This is a genomic window from Archangium lansingense, from assembly GCF_026626635.1.
Lineage (GTDB): Bacteria > Myxococcota > Myxococcia > Myxococcales > Myxococcaceae > Archangium > Archangium lansingense.
Map to the genome: position 1 here is coordinate 1,492,019 of NZ_JAPNKA010000001.1, position 16,945 is coordinate 1,508,963.

Annotated in this window: 18 protein-coding genes; 11 read left to right on the forward strand and 7 right to left on the reverse strand. The window is 68.5% G+C overall.

What is annotated here, in order from left to right; translation table 11 throughout:
* The first annotated feature begins 115 nt into the window (after positions 1-115).
* A complete protein-coding gene (locus tag OV287_RS06005) occupies positions 116-1,018 on the forward strand; it encodes an AEC family transporter (protein ID WP_267533018.1) in 903 nt (300 codons plus the stop codon).
* Positions 1,019-1,028: 10 nt separating this feature from the next.
* Here the strand turns inward: OV287_RS06005 and OV287_RS06010 are convergent, their stop codons facing one another.
* Entirely contained in the window at positions 1,029-1,244 is a 216-nt protein-coding gene (locus OV287_RS06010; RefSeq protein WP_267533019.1) for a hypothetical protein, read from the reverse strand.
* A gap of 254 nt (positions 1,245-1,498) precedes the next feature.
* On the opposite strand from OV287_RS06010, the gene OV287_RS06015 reads away from it, so the two are divergent.
* On the forward strand, positions 1,499-1,678 hold the full coding sequence (locus OV287_RS06015; protein WP_267533020.1) for a hypothetical protein: 180 nt from the start codon (positions 1,499-1,501) through the stop codon (positions 1,676-1,678).
* A gap of 76 nt (positions 1,679-1,754) precedes the next feature.
* Positions 1,755-2,039, forward strand: a complete 285-nt coding sequence (locus OV287_RS06020; protein ID WP_267533021.1) for a hypothetical protein — start codon at positions 1,755-1,757, stop codon at positions 2,037-2,039.
* Between the two features lie 2 nt (positions 2,040-2,041).
* Here OV287_RS06020 and OV287_RS06025 read toward each other — a convergent pair whose 3' ends face one another.
* Together OV287_RS06025 and OV287_RS06030 are read right to left on the reverse strand one after the other, a co-directional pair.
* Positions 2,042-3,217: a hypothetical protein gene (locus OV287_RS06025; RefSeq protein WP_267533022.1), complete on the reverse strand. Its 1,176-nt coding sequence runs from the start codon at positions 3,215-3,217 to the stop codon at positions 2,042-2,044.
* 9 nt (positions 3,218-3,226) lie between these two features.
* Positions 3,227-4,117: an ATP-grasp domain-containing protein gene (locus OV287_RS06030; protein ID WP_267533023.1), complete on the reverse strand. Its 891-nt coding sequence runs from the start codon at positions 4,115-4,117 to the stop codon at positions 3,227-3,229.
* Between the two features lie 102 nt (positions 4,118-4,219).
* Between OV287_RS06030 and OV287_RS06035 the strand changes: the two genes are divergently transcribed.
* Together OV287_RS06035 and OV287_RS06040 are read left to right on the forward strand one after the other, a co-directional pair.
* A complete protein-coding gene (locus OV287_RS06035; protein WP_267533024.1) occupies positions 4,220-4,471 on the forward strand; it encodes a hypothetical protein in 252 nt (83 codons plus the stop codon).
* A 3-nt stretch (positions 4,472-4,474) separates the two neighbouring features.
* Positions 4,475-4,933: an immunity 26/phosphotriesterase HocA family protein gene (locus OV287_RS06040; protein WP_267533025.1), complete on the forward strand. Its 459-nt coding sequence runs from the start codon at positions 4,475-4,477 to the stop codon at positions 4,931-4,933.
* On the opposite strand, the gene OV287_RS56365 is transcribed toward OV287_RS06040, so the two are convergent.
* Positions 4,930-5,316: a pirin-like C-terminal cupin domain-containing protein gene (locus OV287_RS56365; protein ID WP_373371807.1), complete on the reverse strand. Its 387-nt coding sequence runs from the start codon at positions 5,314-5,316 to the stop codon at positions 4,930-4,932. The genes OV287_RS06040 and OV287_RS56365 overlap by 4 nt on opposite strands.
* Here OV287_RS56365 and OV287_RS06045 point away from each other — a divergent pair.
* Positions 5,309-5,971: a glutathione S-transferase family protein gene (locus tag OV287_RS06045; RefSeq protein ID WP_267533026.1), complete on the forward strand. Its 663-nt coding sequence runs from the start codon at positions 5,309-5,311 to the stop codon at positions 5,969-5,971. The genes OV287_RS56365 and OV287_RS06045 overlap by 8 nt on opposite strands.
* A 353-nt stretch (positions 5,972-6,324) precedes the next feature.
* Here the strand turns inward: OV287_RS06045 and OV287_RS06050 are convergent, their stop codons facing one another.
* Positions 6,325-7,437: a DNA topoisomerase IV subunit B family protein gene (locus OV287_RS06050; RefSeq protein ID WP_267533027.1), complete on the reverse strand. Its 1,113-nt coding sequence runs from the start codon at positions 7,435-7,437 to the stop codon at positions 6,325-6,327.
* Between the two features lie 235 nt (positions 7,438-7,672).
* On the opposite strand from OV287_RS06050, the gene OV287_RS06055 reads away from it, so the two are divergent.
* The gene (locus OV287_RS06055) at positions 7,673-8,659 is read left to right on the forward strand and encodes a hypothetical protein (protein ID WP_267533028.1); all 987 of its coding nucleotides are present in this window, start codon (positions 7,673-7,675) and stop codon (positions 8,657-8,659) included.
* Positions 8,660-9,548: 889 nt separating this feature from the next.
* On the forward strand, positions 9,549-9,950 hold the full coding sequence (locus tag OV287_RS06060) for a hypothetical protein (protein WP_267533029.1): 402 nt from the start codon (positions 9,549-9,551) through the stop codon (positions 9,948-9,950).
* 116 nt (positions 9,951-10,066) lie between these two features.
* Here the strand turns inward: OV287_RS06060 and OV287_RS06065 are convergent, their stop codons facing one another.
* Complete coding sequence (locus OV287_RS06065; protein ID WP_267533030.1) at positions 10,067-10,558, reverse strand: DUF2381 family protein; 492 nt, start codon at positions 10,556-10,558, stop codon at positions 10,067-10,069.
* Between the two features lie 354 nt (positions 10,559-10,912).
* The gene (locus tag OV287_RS06070) at positions 10,913-11,248 is read right to left on the reverse strand and encodes a hypothetical protein (RefSeq protein WP_267533031.1); all 336 of its coding nucleotides are present in this window, start codon (positions 11,246-11,248) and stop codon (positions 10,913-10,915) included.
* Positions 11,249-11,472: 224 nt separating this feature from the next.
* Between OV287_RS06070 and OV287_RS06075 the strand changes: the two genes are divergently transcribed.
* From OV287_RS06075 to hrpA, 3 genes are all read left to right on the forward strand, one after another.
* Complete coding sequence (locus OV287_RS06075) at positions 11,473-11,916, forward strand: transposase (protein WP_267533032.1); 444 nt, start codon at positions 11,473-11,475, stop codon at positions 11,914-11,916.
* A 42-nt stretch (positions 11,917-11,958) separates the two neighbouring features.
* Positions 11,959-12,498, forward strand: coding sequence for a DUF1801 domain-containing protein (locus OV287_RS06080; protein WP_267533033.1), 540 nt, complete (start codon positions 11,959-11,961; stop codon positions 12,496-12,498).
* A 123-nt stretch (positions 12,499-12,621) separates the two neighbouring features.
* A complete protein-coding gene (hrpA, locus tag OV287_RS06085; protein WP_267533034.1) occupies positions 12,622-16,332 on the forward strand; it encodes an ATP-dependent RNA helicase HrpA in 3,711 nt (1,236 codons plus the stop codon).
* Positions 16,333-16,945: the final 613 nt, after the last annotated feature.

The following is a 16,945-nucleotide window of genomic DNA, read 5'->3' on the forward strand; positions in this document are numbered from 1 at the left end:
ACAACGCGCGGGTGCGCGTCACCCTCCACTTCCTCACTGAGCTCATCCAGCGTGAGCGCCCGCTCCTGTCCGGAGAGGGTCGCCCCGCCTCGCGTTCCTCCGGGAGGCGATCCTCGTGAGTGCGCTCGTCAGCGTGCTGGCCGCCAGCCTGCTCCTCGGTGCCATCGCGCGGCGCAGCGGCCGCTTCCCGGAGCAGACGGCGCTGGTCCTCAACGCCTTCGTGCTCAACGTGGCGCTGCCCGCGCTGGTGCTGCGCGCGGTGCACCACCTCACGCTCGCCCCTGAACTGCTCGCCGCCGCCGCCACGCCCTGGCTTGTCTTCGGTGTCTCGTGGCTCTTCTTCCGTACGCTGGGCCCGCGCCTGGGCTTTCCGCCCGGCACTGTGGCAGCGCTCGTCCTCACGGGCGGGTTGAGCAACACCGCCTTCGTGGGCCTGCCCCTCATCGAGGGCCTGATGGGCCGCGAGGCGCTGCAAGTGGCCGTTGTCATCGACCAGCTTGGCTCATTCCTCGCGCTGGGCACGGTGGCCACCCTCTTCGCCGCGCGCGCCGCCGCGAAGGACACCCGCACGGGGGCCTTGCTCAAGAGGGTGGCCGTTTTCCCGCCCTTCGTCGCCCTGGTGGCCGCGTTCCTCTCCCAGCCGTGGGACTGGCCCGCGTGGGTGGACGTGGTGCTCGGCCGGCTCGGGGACATGCTCACCCCGCTGGCTCTTTTCTCGGTGGGTTTCCAGTTGCGGCCCTCGGGAGTGAAGGGCCGGATGCGCGCGCTCGCGCTGGGGCTCGGCTACAAGCTGGCGCTGGCCCCGCTCGCCATCGCGCTCCTGCTGTGGTTGCTACCTGGCATGAGCCGGCTCACCTTCGAGGTGTCCGTTCTCCAGGCCGCCATGGCTCCCATGGTCACCGCCGCAATCCTTGCTGCCGATCACGAGCTGGACCCGGAACTCTCTGCCCTCATGGTGGGGCTGGGCATTCCGCTCTCGTTCGCCACGGTGCCCATCGTCCTGTGGCTGCTGCGCTGAGAGCGTGCGCCTACGCGAAGGCCTGCGTGGCGTAGGCGATCTCCAGACCCTCCTTGCGCATGCGCAGCCGCGTGCGAGACAGCCAGTGGCAATGCGGACAGTAGCTGTGGGCGCCGCCGCCCGGAGTGCTGCGGATGGTCACCGCACCGCCGCACAGCATGCAGCCCTCGGGCAGGGTGAACTCGGAGACGGCCTCGCCCGTGTTCTTCTCAGTTGATCCGGTCATACCCCTTCACGTAACGCATCAATCGGCGGCCACAAGTCGCCGGGCCGCGTTTTCCGTGCACCCTCGGAGGGCAGGCAGGCGGGCCTGTAGCGACTACCGTCTCATCGCATCCTGTTCACGGCCGCACACCGCAACCCGGCGGACAGAGGGGCGCGCGCTGGCACGCCAATTTCAAGAGAAGGGCGTTCCAGAGGGGGAGGGCGGGCATGGAGATTGCGCGAGTAGCGCTTCGCCGACGTGGAAAGAGATGGGGGGTGGAGGTGACCCTCAAGGAGGGTGGTGTGCGGCGGTATCGCTATGGGAGCGAGGCACAGGCGCGCTACTTCGCCGCCGTGTTCGAGCTCGGACCGACCTGGCTGCCTCCGGTGTCCCGGGGCGGGCGCTCCCGGGCCGGGGCCTCCTCCGCCGAGAGGGCGGCGAGCGGGCCCGGGTAGGCCTGGGGGTCCGGGCATTCCCCGGGCCCCCGTGGGGGTTCCGGAGAGGCCGCGCACCTGCTAGGAGTCATGCCTCATGAGCAAGAGCTACTACACCCCCCGTGCCAACCGCGAGCCCATCACCCGTGAGACGGATCCGGCTGGCCGCTGGTCCGCGACGTTTCCGGACATGATTGGCTACAAGAACCAGGGTGGCGGCAAGGTGCCCGCGGACTACGGGTGGAACACCAACCCGAAGCAGTGGCAGGAGGAGATGACGCCCGAGTCCCTCGCCACCGAGTACCGCAACCTGGTGATTCCTCGGAAGGCTCTGGACGCTCCCGCCGCGCTGCCCGAGGGCGCCAAGGCCGAGTCCAAGTAGGCTCAGGTGAAGGGCAGGGCCGCGAGACGCTCCCGGAAGACCTCCAGCGTCTCGCGCAGCTCCGCATCACCGAAGGACTGCTCGAGGATCACTCGCACCTTGCGCAGGAAGGCGTCGAACACCGGCGCCCGGCCGTAGAGCGCCTCCGCCGCCGCCACCGCCTCCCGCACCACTCGCTCGGTGCCCGGCGAGCCCAGGAACAGGTGCATCGCCGCCTGCTCCAGCCGCGCCCCGCACGCCGCCCATACCGCCCGGTCATGCGTCGTCAGCGTGCGCTGCGTCAGCTCCGCGCCCACCCGCCCCAGCTCCCCGAGGAACGGCTCCATCAGCGTCTGGAGCTCCCCCGCGGGCACCTCCGGGATCGAGGCCAGCGCGTGCAGCCGCTCGCGCAGCTCCACCACCAGGCGCTTGTCCCGCGTCTTCATCGTCAGTGAGGCGGGCATCCCCGCGAAGGCCGCCAGCATCTCCTCCAGCCGCCGCGCCTGGGCCGGCAGGGCCCGGGGCTCGGCGTTCGCCAGCTTCTCCAGCCGTGACTGCAGCGAGCGCCGCAGGTCCGCCACCGCGCTGCGCAGCGCCGCCGCCGATGCCACCTGCGTCTGGTACCCCGGCACCACGTCCTCGCGCCGCACGTCCCCGAGCGCCGCCGCCGTGAGGTACACGAGGTCCCCCATCTGCGCGCGGAAGTCCGCGCGGAACGCCTGCAGCTCCGCCATCAGCGCCCAGCGATCGCTCACCACCTCGGGCCGCCGCACTCGCTGGCCCAGGTCCGCCACGCGCCGCGACAGCCGCCCCGCGCACGCGCCCAGCACCACCTTCACCTCTCGCGCCAGCCGCTCGTCCACCCCCGCGGGCGCCCACGCGTCCTCGCGAGCACCCTCCGGCGGCGGGAAGGCCTCGTGGATGGCCGACACCAGGGCGTTCACGTCCACCACCGTGTCCCGGATGGCAGGGGCCATCGTCTCCCACAGCGACAGGTCCGCCCCCGCCTCCTCCAGCGAGGTGGGCTCGTACTTGACGATGTTGAGGTGCCCCAGCCGGTCGATCGCCAGCGCGGCGGCCCGGTACACGCGCGCCAGCCGCCCGGCCAGTGCGCGGTGGGTGATTCCCTCGAGCAACACCTCGAGCTGAGGAGGCAGCGTGTCCTGGGGCGCTCGGGGCTTCTTTTCCGTGGGCGGCATGGCCGCAGGCTAAGCCATCCCGCGAGCCTTGTGGACGATCGCGTCCGCCAGTTGTTCCACCGCGCGCGGTCCGCCCTGACGCAGGAAGAGGTTGGGCTCGGTGATCTCCAGCTCCATCAGCCTCAGCGCGCCTTGCTCGTCCCGAGCCACGTCCACGCGGGCGTAGAGCAGCTCGAAGCCCGTGGCGGCAAGCACCTGGCGGGCGAAGGCGCGCTCCTCCTCGGACGAAGGGGCGGCCTCGGCGGCGGTGGCGTCGTAGCCCGGGTTGCCCGACAGGGCGGGTTGCCGCTTGATGGCGTGAGTGTGCTCGCCACCGAAGAAGAGGATGGAGCGCTCGCCATGGCTCTCCACCGAGGCCAGGTAGGGCTGCACCATCATGTCCTTGTGCGGGAGGATTCGCTCCACCAGCGCTTGTGCGGCGGGAAGGTCCTCGGGCCTGCGCACCCGCAGCGTGTCACGTGCGCCCGCGGACACCGCTGGCTTCACCACCGCGTCGCTCCAGCCGCGCTCCGAGAGCAGGGCCTTCACGTCCGCCCGCGAGCCGCGATCCATCCATGCGGTGGGGACGATGGCCACGCCGCGGGCTTCGAGCTCGCGCAGGTAGCCCTTGTGCGTGTTCCAGCGGAGCACCTCGGGCGGATTCCACAGCGGGCATTTGGCCCCGGCGCGGTCGGCCCAGGCGACGAACTCGTCGCGGCGTGCGTCCGAGTCCCAAGCGGTGCGGATGAGCGCGAGCCGGAAGTGGCTCCAGTCCACGGACGGGTCATCCCAGATGACCGGCCCTGCCTTCAGTCCGCGTGCTGCGAGCGCGTCGGCGAGGAGTTTCTCGTCGGGCATGCACTCGGGGAAGGTGGACGCGGTGACGAGGGCGATGTCGAAGGCTTTCCAGTGGGTGGACATGGTCGCTCTAAGGGGCTTCAGGTAGAGCATAGGACGAACTGGAGCCCTGGTCGCCCTCTCCAGAGGGGCGCGGCAGGAGATGAAAAGCCCTGGGTTCCTGCCGTGCGTGACGAGCTCGATGTCGGAACCGCAGTCAGCTACGCGAACAGGTACAGTGACGTTGCCTATTGGCGGATCCGCGGGAGGGAGCAGCAGTTGATAGACTTCCAGGGGGGTGCTCAGTCCGATAATCAAGCACCGTATCGCACCGAGAACGTCCAGCGTGGCGTGGCAAAGGACAATCCGCTGGGCAGGCTGTTCCACGACGCCGCCACAAGGCTCTGGGGGCAGCTCCACCCCTACACCGGAGACTGAGAGTTGGCCAAGCCGAAACACAAGACAGGCACGTTTGTCAGACTCATGCTCGCCGATGGCTCCTTCGGGTACGGTAGACTGCTCGAGCCACCCCATGTTGCCTTCTACGATTACAGGACCACTGGCCCAGACCCTGATTTGGACAGGATTGCGTCAAAGCCCGTCCTCTTCAAGATTGCCGTCAACTTGCTGGCCGTGAAGGCGTGGGAGCTCATCGGATGGAGAGCGCTCGAGGAGCACCTCACTCAGCCGCTCGTTCAGTTCAGGCAAGATGTGGGCGACTTCCGTCGCTGCACCATCTTCGACACCGCTGGTAATACGAGGGCCGCTAGCCCCGAGGAATGCGTGGGACTCGAGCGGGCCGCGGTCTGGGAACAAGATTCTGTCGAGGAACGCCTGCTCGATGCCTTTCTGGGGCGACCCAACGCCGCCGAGGAACACCTGAAGGTACGCCTGCGTTAGTGCACCGAATGGCTTGCTGGGGCGAGCCGGCCCATGCGGCCCGCTCGGTAGCGTTCGAGCGCTGACGCGATCTGTTCCTCGCTGTTCATGACGAAGGGCCCGTACGAAACGACCCGTTCGCGAAGTGGACATCCAGCGAGCAGGACGAATGGCGACACCCCCACGGGGGCAACATCCCGTGCCTTCCATGTAAACTGACGGCTCCTCAGGGGGGCGTACGCGGTTCCCCGCGGCGTGGAGGAGGAGCCCGGGGAAGGTGTCAAAGGACTCGTACAGGCATATTGCCTTACGAATTGTCTGACACCTCGGCCCGGCGCTTGCGGTAGGCGGCCAAACTCCTCGACAGCGGGCGGGCATGGCACCAACAATGCTGGAATGCTCACGCTCTACGGCTTCGGTCGCGTCAACTCGAAGGTAGTGGGTCTCACGCGCGATTTGCGCGCCCTGTGGACGCTCGAGGAGCTGGGCGTGCCCTACCGGGTGCACGGCCTGGATCATCCCGCGGGGGAAACCAGGAGCGAGGAGTACCGGCGGCTGAACCCCTTCTCTCAGGTGCCGGTGCTCGAGGACGACGGCTTCGTGCTCACCGAGACGGGCGCGATCCTGCTGTACCTGGCGGAGAAGACGGGCAGATTGATGCCCGCGGATCTCCAAGGCCGCGCCCAGGTGACGCGCTGGTGCTTCGCCGCGCTCAACACCCTGGAGCCCCCGCTGTTCCAGATCGCGATGATCGATCTGCTCGGCGCCGCCGATCCCACCGGCGCGCAGCGGCGTCCCGAGCTGGTGCAGTGGGCCGGGCTCGCGCTGACAGCGCTCGATGACTGGCTTCGGGAGCGTCCGTATCTCACCGGCGAGGCGTTCACCGTGGCGGACATCCTGATGACCACGGTGCTGCGCGAGGTGCGCAACGCGGGCGTGCTCGACGGCTTCCCCCGGGTCTCCGCCTACCGCGAGCGCTGTGAGGCACGGCCCGCCTGGCGGCGGACGCTGGAGGCCTATGAGCAGCGCCTTGGGGCCCCGGCGGGCAGCGCGCGCTAGCCGCGTCTGGATTTCGGAGAAGTGGATGGGCGCGAGTTTCGACCTTACCCAGAATTTTGGAGCCCCCTCCGGAGAAGGTGTCAGACGACTCGTGGAGCGCGAGATGTTGGAACGAGTTCTTTGACACCATCCCCCGCTGACGTGAGCCGCGCCACCAACCATCAGTGGCTCACCGCGACAGGGAGCCGCGGTTCGAGGCGACGCGCGACCGCAATGCATCCAGCTCTCGGCGCGAATAATAGAAACAGGGCAGCAACGACGCCGCCTGCGAGTAGGCGCAACACGGGCAGGGGCCGCTTCCCATCAGCAGAGACAACACCATGGCCAGTCTCCTTTCCTCGTGCTCAACCAGCTCACCGGGTTGACTGCCCTGGGTGCCCATTGATGTTCCGCAGCGCCTCCACCAACACGGGGGTGAGGACGGAAGCCACCCCATCGCGCAGCCCCCATTCTGTCCTGAATAGGAACTGTTGAGAGTACCACCATTCGCAGTGGTAGGCCGGCGAGTCCATGGCCACGATCAGGGTGAGGCCGGGCAGAAACCGCTCGCGAGGCCAGGGCTTCTTGTGCCGCCTCAATCGGGCCATCGCCGCACCCAGGGCATCCAGGACACCTTGCACATGACTCCCACCCCTGCGCGTGCGCACGGTATTCACGAAGGACCACACCTGACAGTCCTCCCCCGCGGTCCACTGCAAGGCGCAGCGCACACGAAAATCCTCCCACCGCGCTTCAACCACGAGCGGAGTCGCCATTCGAGGCAGCGTGTACAGCGTCAGCTCGTCGACGAGGTCCGCGAGCCCGCGCGGATACTGGATCCACTCCTCGAGACGGGCGCTGCGAAAGTGGATGCGCAGCCCTGGCCTCAGTCCCGCCAGCTCGCGACAGCGCAGGTGCAGACGTCGGGCGTCGAAAGTGATGCCGGGCTCGAAGAGGGTGAGGTCCGGGGTGAGCTTGATTCGAGTGCCTCGTGGCCCAGGAAGTCGAGTGCCCTGGAGTGGCTCAGGCGTGGGGTGCTCATGGATGACGCCCGCCTGGCCTTTGAGATGCCATCGCCGGGCATCCTCCCAGGCCTCCAGCTCGTACTGCTCGGAGAGGGCAAAGACACAGACGGCCTCGGCCCTCAGGGACGCGTAGGGAGGCGCGACCGTGCCGGGCCTGCCGCCTGGCCTCATCTCGGTCAGGATGTCCGGTAGAGACTCGGGGGGAAGAGGCTGTCCATCCTCGAGAAGCTCCAGGCTTCCATCCTCGCCCAGGGAGAGGTGCAGCTGCTGGAGATGGCCACCGCGATCCTCCGCCATGGCGGCATGCAACAGGAAGTCGACGAGACGGGAGAGCCCGCGCACCCCTGTGTCGCCGAGATACATGCCGGGGCGCTTGCGTACGGCCGTCACAGCATCCAGTACAACCACATCATCCTGGGAGTACTCGCTCACGGGCCAGAATCTACCACCACGCCAAGACATGGAGTTGCTTCCTCATTCTAGGATCTATTCCAACCGAGCCCCCATTCCTCTTATGCGCCTCGAGGACGTGCGCGCGTTCTTCCGGGAGCTTCGCCAAGCTCGGCGATAAGCTGAGCGGAATGTTGACCACCGAGGACTGCACGACAAGGAGCGCGCGCGGTCGCTCCTGGAGCTCGCGACCACCGGGACCTCCGACATCCGAACGCTCACCGCCCTGACGATCGCCTGGCACTCGATGTTCCAGGACGAGGAGGCGCTGCGTGGCGCGCTGGTCCGAGGGGAGACGCTCGCGAGGACGCTCGAGGATTGGCTCGTGCTGGCCGAGGGCTACCGCGACGGCGGTGACAGCTCACGCGAGGGCACGTGGGATCCGGTGGGGGTCCAGCGCTGTCTCGAGGCGGCGCTGGTGGCTGGGCCCGCGCCGTCGGACCCGCAGCGCGAGCAGCTCGCGGTGGCGTTCCGGCGCTGGTTGGGGGATGAGGCGCGGGCGGCACAGCTCGCCCCCACGATGCGCTCGCTGGAGAGCGAGGGGGTGCCTTGGCGCCACTTCGAGGGGTGGGAAGCCCGCGACCCGCGCGCACTTCTGCATCGCCTGCGCACCCAACTCCGCCCCGAGGATCTCACGGCGATCGCCAACGCCGACTACGGCAGCGACGCGGGCAAACACCACCAGGCGCTCCTCGAGATCCAGGCCACGGGCACCTTCCCGCTGCCGCTCCCGTGGGAACCACGCGAGGTGCTCGAGCTCACACGATGGACCCGGGGAGCGGACACGCCCCACGTCCGGCGCGCGTTCGCGTGCACCGTGCTCGCGCTCGATGTGGCGCTGCCCATCAGTCAGCAGACGGGCGAGCTCGAAGATGCGCTGGCGCCCCTGCTCGAGAGCGCGTGGGTGCTCGGGCTCGATGCCGAGCTGGAGCAACTCCTGGTGTGGCTGGCGGAAGTCATCGAGCCGGCGGCGGGATATGCGTGGCCGCTGTTCGCGCTCGTGCTGACGCTCGCGCGCCGCGCGCCCGGGGATCCGCGGCTCGGTCCGCTCGTCGCGGCTTTCGAGGCGGTGGAGCCCGTGGCCTCGGACCCTCACCCGGATTTCGGAGCACTCTTGTGTGCGACCGGGAATGAGCGTTACCGGGACCTGTGGCACGAGCTCGCCACCGAGGTGCTCGACCCCGCGCGGGTGCTGCCGCCGCACCTCGAACAGCTCGCCCGCCGCATCCGCTGAGGGCCCAATCAGGAGTCAACCTCGATTGGCGGCGGCGGGAATCGAACCCGCGCCGGGCGGTGCGAAAATCCCAGCAGAATCGCGCCCTTACCTCGCAACTGCCCGGAATGATTAGGAGTCGATATCCCGCCGCGTCCCGTGTCGTCCCGTCCTGTCCCATCCGGTTCCGCAGGCTCGTGCGACATACGTGCAACATGGCGGACGCGGTGAGCGCTGGGGCTCGTGGCGAGCGTCCAGGCCAGACGCGTAGGACGCGCGCCTCGCGGTGAGCGCTGGGGCTCGCCCAGCCTCGGGCTCGTGGGCGGACAACCGGGCGCCTGCAAAAACCTTCGCTGGCCGCTTGGCGCACCTGAGCGTAGGGCTACCTCAATCCGCAAAGTCCTCAAGCGAGATCACGCGTTGTGGCGCTTTTTCGAAATGCGATGCGCCGCAGGAATAACTCCCTCCTGGGCTCTTCATGGCTCGGGCCTCGTCTGCGGTGAAGATGTAGACTAGGAAGTCGCCTTCGTGGACGGGGGCGCGAACAATGCTTTCCCGGCCCAGAACCACATGAGTAACAGTTCGGCCCAATCTAAACGCGCGCACTGCCTGTCCGGAAGAGTTCGCCGTGCCCCGTGCCCTACCGAGTGGACCTAGCTTGCCTCCTGGGGCAAGCTAGGTCCATCTCAAACGGCATAGGGGACAAGAAATGTCTTTGGTTACGATTACGCGCAGGGCTCTTCTTGCTACGCTGCTGGCGCTCACTTCGAGTTGCTATACACTCTACTCGCCCAGCAAGCAGCCACAGGAATTCTCGCGCCCAGCTATTGCCGTCCGCTTGGCGTCTGAGATGCCGCCCCACTTTGATTCGCACGTACGCTGTGCACTCTCCCGACTTGATGCAGTGCGCATGCTTCCGACGTTCGACGAAAAAATCCTAAACGGCGGCTATGAATTCACAGGCCAGCCCTCAGAGCTTTCGACGCCGCAGAGTGTCCTTGAGTGCGCGCGCCGCCCGTTGAATCTTGAGTGGACCGCTCGTCACTGTCCCTGGGTGCCAATCTGGCCGTTCAAGCGCGAGGTCGGCTCCACCTATTATTCTGCCGAAGGCGTGTGGAAAATGAAGACGTACGACTGTGAGATCACCGCCCAGGATACAGGAAAACTGGCAGGGCACTTCCTCCATGAGCATATGCACACGTGCGGCTACGTCGATGGAGAAGGGAATAAAGATGGAAAGGTCGTCACGTACCGCATCAACAAGATTATTGAGGAGTTGACCAAACAAACGCCGGTCTGCCCAGGGCTCTAACACGACGTGCGGGCATTGACGGAGCTACGCGAGCAGTACGGTGCCTTCGTCGCGGCGTTCCGAGAGGCGGCGGCTCGTGGAGGCGGGGGGACTTCTCGGCCGCCTTTCCGCTCTTCTCATTCCCACCGCGTATCGTGCCGGGTCGCGTCGCTCAAGTTCTCAGACACACCGCTCCCGAGGCCGTCCATGGGCGTGCAAGCCCACTCCACCCGGCGCGTCCCCTTTGCCGCGTGGCCCACGAGCCAAAAGCGCGCGCTCGCCGGGACAGTCCCATCCGCGAAGCGCACCGTCACCTTTACCCGCTCCCCTGGCAGATAATCCCCCTTGGGAATGACATTGAGGCTCAGGCCCTCTTTCCCGGGGGACCAATCCGCAAGGCGGCCTTCTGGCTGAAACTCGACCGTCCCCACGGCGACGCGGGAATCAAAGACGAACGTCGTCGGCTCGTCCGCACTGACGCACACGTCCGGCGCCCCCTCCGAGGACTCCGCCGCCAAGTCAAAACGCGTCGTCGCGGCGCAGAGAGAGACGGGGGGCGGCTCTGCGGCTTGCGCGGCACCAGCGAGCAGGGCGACCACCAGGACGGCACCGGGGGACGAGGGCAGCACGGAATCTCAACCTCCAAAGAGCACGGAAATAATCAGGGTTGCCCGGTGGGCACCTCGAGAGAAATGCGCCGGGGAAGGTGTCAAAGGACTCGTACAGGCATATTGCCTCCTACGAATCGTCTGACACCTCGGCGGACACCTCGGCGCCGCCTCCTACGAATCGTCTGACACCTCGGCCGACACCTCGGCCGGCGGCCGGCAACGGTCTCGAGCGTGTCAGGCTCGCAGTCGATCGACCGCCGCTGCCGCCGAGTCCAGCCCGTGGAGCGACGAGCGCGCCCCCGTTGACAAGTCCTCGGGGCGAGGACCAGGAGGAGTGGTCGTCCTGGCCGTGAGTCGGAAGGGAAAGAAGCGTCAATCCAACTTGGACTGCAAGATGCCGAAACGCTCAATGCCGAGAGCGACTGCGGAGCGCACCGCATGGATGATGGCCTCATCCGTCAGCCGGCTCACGACGAGCATGCCGGGGGATACGAAGGACAGTTCGCCCTCGATGAGTCGCTGGAGATTGCGGATGCTGAAGACGGTGAATCCGAAGGAGCGACCATCTTTGAGCAGGACCGACAGGTCGATGTTGTCGTCCTCAGGATCGCTCACCTCGCAATGGAGGGTGAGCGAGGCGAGCCGTTCATCTTCGAGTTCGAGGCTGCGAAGGACGAGTGCCTTCGCTCCAAGCTCAGTTGTTTCCATGGGCCCTCCAATCACCTTCTACATGCCGAATGACCACCCGGACATCTCCGCCGGAGTGTCCCACGCCTTCGACTAAAGCGGAGAGGGTGTCAAAGGATTCGACACGCGGGACTCAAGCCACGGAACGAGACCGGGTATCCCTACGAGTCGCCAAGTCTTTCCAAGGACTTGAAGCTGGCTCGCCGGGTGCATTTGGCCTGGCGACTCGCTGGTAGGGGATGGGGATGGGCTGGCCGCTGAGGATGTTCCAAGAGGAGGGCTATTACTTCGTTACGTCCAGGTGCTTCCAGGGACGGCTGCTGCTGCGCCCCAGCGCGGAGGTGAACGAGGTGGTGGGTGGGGTGCTGGCGCGAGCCGTCCAGCAGAGCGCCGGCAACGTGCGGCTGCACGCCTTCACCTTCGCTTCCAATCACTTCCACCTGCTGGTGTGGGAGAGGGGGGCCGCGCTCGCCGGCTTCATGCAATACCTGCGCGCCAACGTGTCTAGGAAGGTGGGGAGGTTGGTGGATTGGAGTGGAGGCTTCTGGGAGAGGCGCTACTCAGCGGAGCCAGTGCTGGACGACACGGCGCTGGTCTCAAACGTAGCTTCGACTTCGGTCAGTTCCGCCTATGCGTCCACCCGCTGGAAGCGCACCTTCCGACCCATGCGCCCGCCGTTGCTGGGGTAGCCTCCCCGCCCGCCCCGGCGGTCCGGGGCCTCGGAGGCTCGGATGGCAGCACGCAAGGCGATGGCGAAGAAGACACCCAGGAAGAAGACACCCACGAAGAATCCCCCTGCGAGGAAGAGCGCCGCGAGAAAGACGCCCGCGAAGACCCCGGCGAAGGGCGCGGCTGCGAAGAAGGCGCCTGCGAAGGGCGCGGCCGCCAAGAAGACCCCTGGCCGCCAATACCTGCGCCGCGAGGACCTCGGCGCCCCGGCGGACGCCTTCTTCGCGCAGCAGCCCCCGGAGCGGCGCGAGCACCTCGAGGCCCTGCGTGCCCTGGTGAAGAAGGCCGCCCCCGGCGCCCGCGAGTCCATGAAGTGGGGCATGCCCTACTACGAGCTGAAGGGCGGGTTCTGTGCGCTCTACACCTCGACGACCTACGCCGCCCTCAGCATCATGGCGCCCCCGGAGAAGCTCGACGACCCGGAAGGAAAGCTCGAGGGCACCGGGAAGACCATGCGCCACCTCAAGGTGCGCAGCGCCGCGGACCTCGACGAGGCGAGCATCCTGCGCTGGGTGAAGGCCGCGGTGGCGCACCACTCCTGAAGGAGAGGGGGGAGGCCGCCCGCGGAGAAATAGCGCAGCGCTGAAGCTCGCCCCCCGAGCGTGCAGGCGCCCATACGCTTTGTCTGGGGCGGAGCGTGCGCTTCGGTGCTAGGCCTTGCCACCATGTCCGGCGACTCACCCGTCCCCATCCCCGGCGACTTGCCCATCCTGCACTTCCCCCCCGAGCTCCCCATCTCGAGCCGGGTGGAGGACATCACCGCGGCCATCGCCGCCCATCAGGTCGTCATCGTCGCGGGGGCCACCGGCTCGGGGAAGACGACGCAGCTGCCGAAAGTCCTGCTCGCCATGGGGCGCGGCCGCCCGCGCCAGATTGGCGTCACCCAGCCCCGGCGTATCGCCGCGACGAGCGTGGCGGCGCGCGTGGCACGCGAGCTCGGCACGGAGCTGGGCACGGACGTCGGCTACCAGATTCGTTTCGAGGACCGCTCGTCCCGGCGGACGGCCGTGAAGTTCATGACCGACGGCGTCCTGCTCGCGCAGATTCACGGCGACCCGCTCCTGAGACGCTACGACACGATCGTGCTCGACGAGGCCCACGAGCGCAGCCTCACCATCGACTTCCTGCTCGGGTGGCTCAAGCGCCTCCTCCCCAGGCGCCCCGACCTCAAGGTGGTGGTGAGCTCGGCCACCATCGAGACCGAGCGCTTCTCGCAGTTCTTCGGGGGAGCTCCGGTCATCCAGGTGGAGGGCCGTACCTTCCCGGTGGACGTGCTCTACGAGCCTCCCCCCGAGGACGCCGAGCTCGCCGACTCCGTCGCCGATGCGGTGGCCGACGTGCTCTCGCTCGACCCGGACGGGGACGTCCTCGTGTTCCTCCCCGGCGAGCGGGAAATCCGCGAGACCGAGAATGCCCTGAACGCGCGCGAGCTCCGCGGCACGGTGGTGCAGCCCCTGTACGCGCGCCTGTCGGCCGCCGAGCAGGCGCGCGTCTTCGCCACCATCCCCGAGCGCCGGGTCATCCTCGCCACCAACGTGGCCGAGACGTCGGTCACCATCCCGGGCATCGTGTACGTCGTGGACACGGGGGTGGCGCGCCTGTCGCGCTACGAGCCACGCTCGGGCACCACGCGCCTGCACATCGAGCCGGTCTCCCAGGCCAGCGCCGACCAGCGCAAAGGGCGCTGCGGCCGCGTGCGCGAGGGGGTCTGCGTGCGCCTCTACGACGAGGCGGGCTTCACCACGCGGCCAGCCTTCACCGACCCGGAAATCAAGCGCACCGGGCTCGCGGGGGTCATCCTGCGGATGAAGTCCCTCGGCCTCGGTGACGTCGAGGACTTCCCCTTCCTCGACCCGCCCCAGCCGAAGTCCATCGCCGAGGGCTGGCGGGTGCTCGAGGAGCTCGGGGCCATCGAGGGCAAGGAGCGCACCCTGACGCCGCTCGGGCACCAGCTCGCGCGCTTCCCGGTGGACCCGCGCATCGCGCGGATGATTCTCGCCGGCGCCGAGTACGGGTGCCTGGACGAGGTGCTCATCGTCGCCGCGGCGCTCAACCTGCAGGACCCGCGCGAGCGGCCACGGGAGCTCGCGCAGAAGGCGGACGAGCTGCACCGGCGCTTCCGAGACGAGCACTCGGACTTCACGGGCCTGCTCAAGCTGTGGGCGTTCGTGCGCGAGGCCGAGGGCCGGGGGACGTCCCACCTGCGGCGCGTGTGCCGGGACAACTTCCTGTCCTTCCTGCGGGTGCGCGAGTGGCGGGACGTCCAGCGCCAGCTCGAGGAGACCGTCCGCGAGCTGCGCCTGCCGCGCAAGGGCCAGGGCGCCCCGGCGCGCGGGGACGCCCTGCACCAGGCGCTGCTCACCGGGCTCCTGTCCCGCATCGGCCAGTGGAATCCGGAGCAGCGCCACTACACGGGCGCGAAGCAGACGCGCTTCATGGCTCACCCCTCGTCGGCGCTCGCGAAGAAGCCCCCTGCCTGGGTGATGGCGTTCGAGCTCGTGGAGACGTCCCAGCTGTTCGCGCGCACCATGGCGAAGCTCGACCCGGAGTGGCTCGCGGCGGCGGCCCCCCATCTGCTCAAGCGCAGCCACTCCGAACCGCACTGGTCGGAGAAGTCCGCGCGCGCCGTGGTGAAGGAGAACGCGACCCTCTTCGGGCTGCAGGTCTTCAAGGAGCGCCCCGTGGCCCTGGCCAGCATGGACAAGGAGCGGGCACGGCTGATGTTCCTCGAGCATGCCCTGGTGCGCGGCGAGTACCGCACGCGGGGGGCGTTCCAGGAGAAGAACCGCCAGGTGCTCGAGCGCGTGGCACGCCTGCGGGACAAGGCCCGGCGCAGCGAGCTGCTCGACAGCGAGGCGCTGCTGACGTTCTTCGACCAGCGCGTCCCGGCGGACGTGACGGACGGGGCGAGCTTCGAGGCCTGGCGCCGCAAGGCCGAGGCGGCCGACCCCGACGTGCTCGTCCTCTCGATGGAGGATGCCCTCGCGCACGACCCGGGCCTGTCCCCGGCGCACTACCCGGACGCCATCACCCTGCACGGCGCGTCCGTGCCGGTGACGTACACCTTCGACCCCGCGGCCGAGGACGACGGCCTCACCCTGAGCGTGCCGCTGCTGCTGCTCGCCCAGCTGGTCCCGGGTGAGCTCGACTGGACCATCCCCGGGTGGCAGCGGGAGAAGCTCACCGCCCTGCTCGAGCAGGTCCCCCGCGCCCAGCGCAAGCAGCTGGGGCCGGTGCCGGACCTGGTCGACCGTCTCGAGAAGGAGCTGGTGCCCTTCCGCGGGCCGATGATTCCAGCGCTCGCGAGTGCGGTGTTCCGGCTGTGCGGCGTGGACCTGCCTGAGGAGTCCCTCCGGGCGGATGCCGTGGCGCCGTACCTGCGCATCACGCTCCGGGTGCTCGACGAGCGGGGAAAGGAGCTCGCGCGGAGCCGCGACGCCGACGCGCTGCTCGAGCAACACGGGGGACGTGCCCGGGCGGCGCTGCGCAGCGCGGCACCGGCCTCGGACTGGGAGCGCAAGGGGCTGACGGCCTGGACCTTCGGAGAACTGCCCCCCGTGGTCACCCGGCGGGTCGGTGGGCTCGAGGTCCGCAGCTACCCCGCGCTCGTCGACCGGGGCGCTGCCGTGGACTTGGTGCTGCTCGAGACCTCCTCCGCCGCCGACGCGGCCACGCGCACGGGGGTCCGCCGGCTCCTGATGCTCGCCGCGCGCGGACACGTGGCCGTCAGCGCCGCACGCATGCCGCTGCCCTTCCCGTCCCTGGACGGCGCGCCGCCCGCGCGGGGCCAGGCCGACGCCTTCCGGGCGCTCGTCCTCGCACGCAGCGTCGACGATGCGTTCAAGCTCGCACCGGGTGCGCCGCTGCCCCGCACGAAGGCGGCCTTCGAGGCGCTGGTCCATGAGGGCTCACCGCGCATCGAGCGTGCGGCCCGGGACTGGGCGAACGCCGTCGTTGTCACCTCCTCGGAGCTCGCTGCGACGCTCGCTGCACTCAAGGCAGCATCAAAGGGGCCGAGCGGCGCGGCGGCCGTGCGGGACATCCGCTCGCAGCTCGGGCACCTGTTCCCTGTGAACCTCATCGAGTGGATTCCCTTCCTGCGCCTGCTGGACTACCCGCGCTACCTCCGCGCCGCCCAGGCACGGCTGGCGCGTGCGGTGGCGAACCCCGGCAAGGACGCAGGGAAGGCCGAGCCCTTCACCCCCCTGTGGGAGACCTTCCTCGCCAGGCGCGCCACCGTGCGTGACCGGGAGGCGGCGCGGGAGCTGCGGTGGGCCTTCGAGGAGCTCCGCGTGGCCATCTTCGCCCCGGAGGTGACGACGCCCGTGTCGGTGACGGTGGCGAAGGTCGGCGCGGCCCTCGCGGCGCTGCGCTAGAAGCGAGCGGCTGCGCGGCCGAGACGAGCGCATCGGCATCCTCGAGGTGCTGCCGCCGGCCCCGGGAAGGCCGGGAAGGTGTCAGGCACCTCGTACGGCGAGTCCCCGTCGAGAACGAGGTGGGACTGAGCGAGTTGGGCCTGGCGCTCTCCCGTCCCCTGCGCTCCCGCCGCTCGAGTCGTTTGACACCTTCTCCGGCGTGGGGGCCGCCCGTCGAGGCGAGGCACTACGTCGGCTCTGCGGAGGGCTTCAAGCTCGTGATGGAGGGGCGCGCGGACCTGGGCGGCCTGGCGCGCGCCCTCACCAGCACGGAGAAGGCCCGGCACCCCCGAGAAGGTGTCAGGCACCTCGTACAGAGAAGAGGTGTGCGACTACGAACAGTTCCATTCCTTTTGCACCAGCTTCAAGACCGGATGGCCACCCATGCACGAAGGGTCTGCTGAAGCCACTGTAGCTGCATGGGGGCAAGCATGAGCAGTTGGCGTAAACAGTACAACATGCGACTAAGCGGTCCGCCATAGATGTTGTACACATCTGCGATGCTGCGTGCAGATGTGAGCCCAGAGGATAGGGAGCGGCTCCGAGAGCGGGGCCGCTCGTCCTGGGCCACTCC

What these genes read in the sequence shown, in the direction of transcription:
- hrpA (WP_267533034.1), top strand. Translation starts at nt 12,622, where the DNA reads ATGTCCGGCGACTCACCCGTCCCCATCCCCGGCGACTTGCCCATCCTG.
- OV287_RS06025 (WP_267533022.1), bottom strand. Translation starts at nt 3,217, where the DNA reads ATGCCGCCCACGGAAAAGAAGCCCCGAGCGCCCCAGGACACGCTGCCT.
- OV287_RS06020 (WP_267533021.1), top strand. Translation starts at nt 1,755, where the DNA reads ATGAGCAAGAGCTACTACACCCCCCGTGCCAACCGCGAGCCCATCACC.
- OV287_RS06080 (WP_267533033.1), top strand. Translation starts at nt 11,959, where the DNA reads ATGGCAGCACGCAAGGCGATGGCGAAGAAGACACCCAGGAAGAAGACA.
- OV287_RS06070 (WP_267533031.1), bottom strand. Translation starts at nt 11,248, where the DNA reads ATGGAAACAACTGAGCTTGGAGCGAAGGCACTCGTCCTTCGCAGCCTC.
- OV287_RS06060 (WP_267533029.1), top strand. Translation starts at nt 9,549, where the DNA reads ATGCTTCCGACGTTCGACGAAAAAATCCTAAACGGCGGCTATGAATTC.
- OV287_RS06045 (WP_267533026.1), top strand. Translation starts at nt 5,309, where the DNA reads ATGCTCACGCTCTACGGCTTCGGTCGCGTCAACTCGAAGGTAGTGGGT.
- OV287_RS06030 (WP_267533023.1), bottom strand. Translation starts at nt 4,117, where the DNA reads ATGTCCACCCACTGGAAAGCCTTCGACATCGCCCTCGTCACCGCGTCC.
- OV287_RS06055 (WP_267533028.1), top strand. Translation starts at nt 7,673, where the DNA reads ATGTTCCAGGACGAGGAGGCGCTGCGTGGCGCGCTGGTCCGAGGGGAG.
- OV287_RS06010 (WP_267533019.1), bottom strand. Translation starts at nt 1,244, where the DNA reads ATGACCGGATCAACTGAGAAGAACACGGGCGAGGCCGTCTCCGAGTTC.
- OV287_RS06050 (WP_267533027.1), bottom strand. Translation starts at nt 7,437, where the DNA reads ATGTCTTGGCGTGGTGGTAGATTCTGGCCCGTGAGCGAGTACTCCCAG.
- OV287_RS06075 (WP_267533032.1), top strand. Translation starts at nt 11,473, where the DNA reads ATGGGCTGGCCGCTGAGGATGTTCCAAGAGGAGGGCTATTACTTCGTT.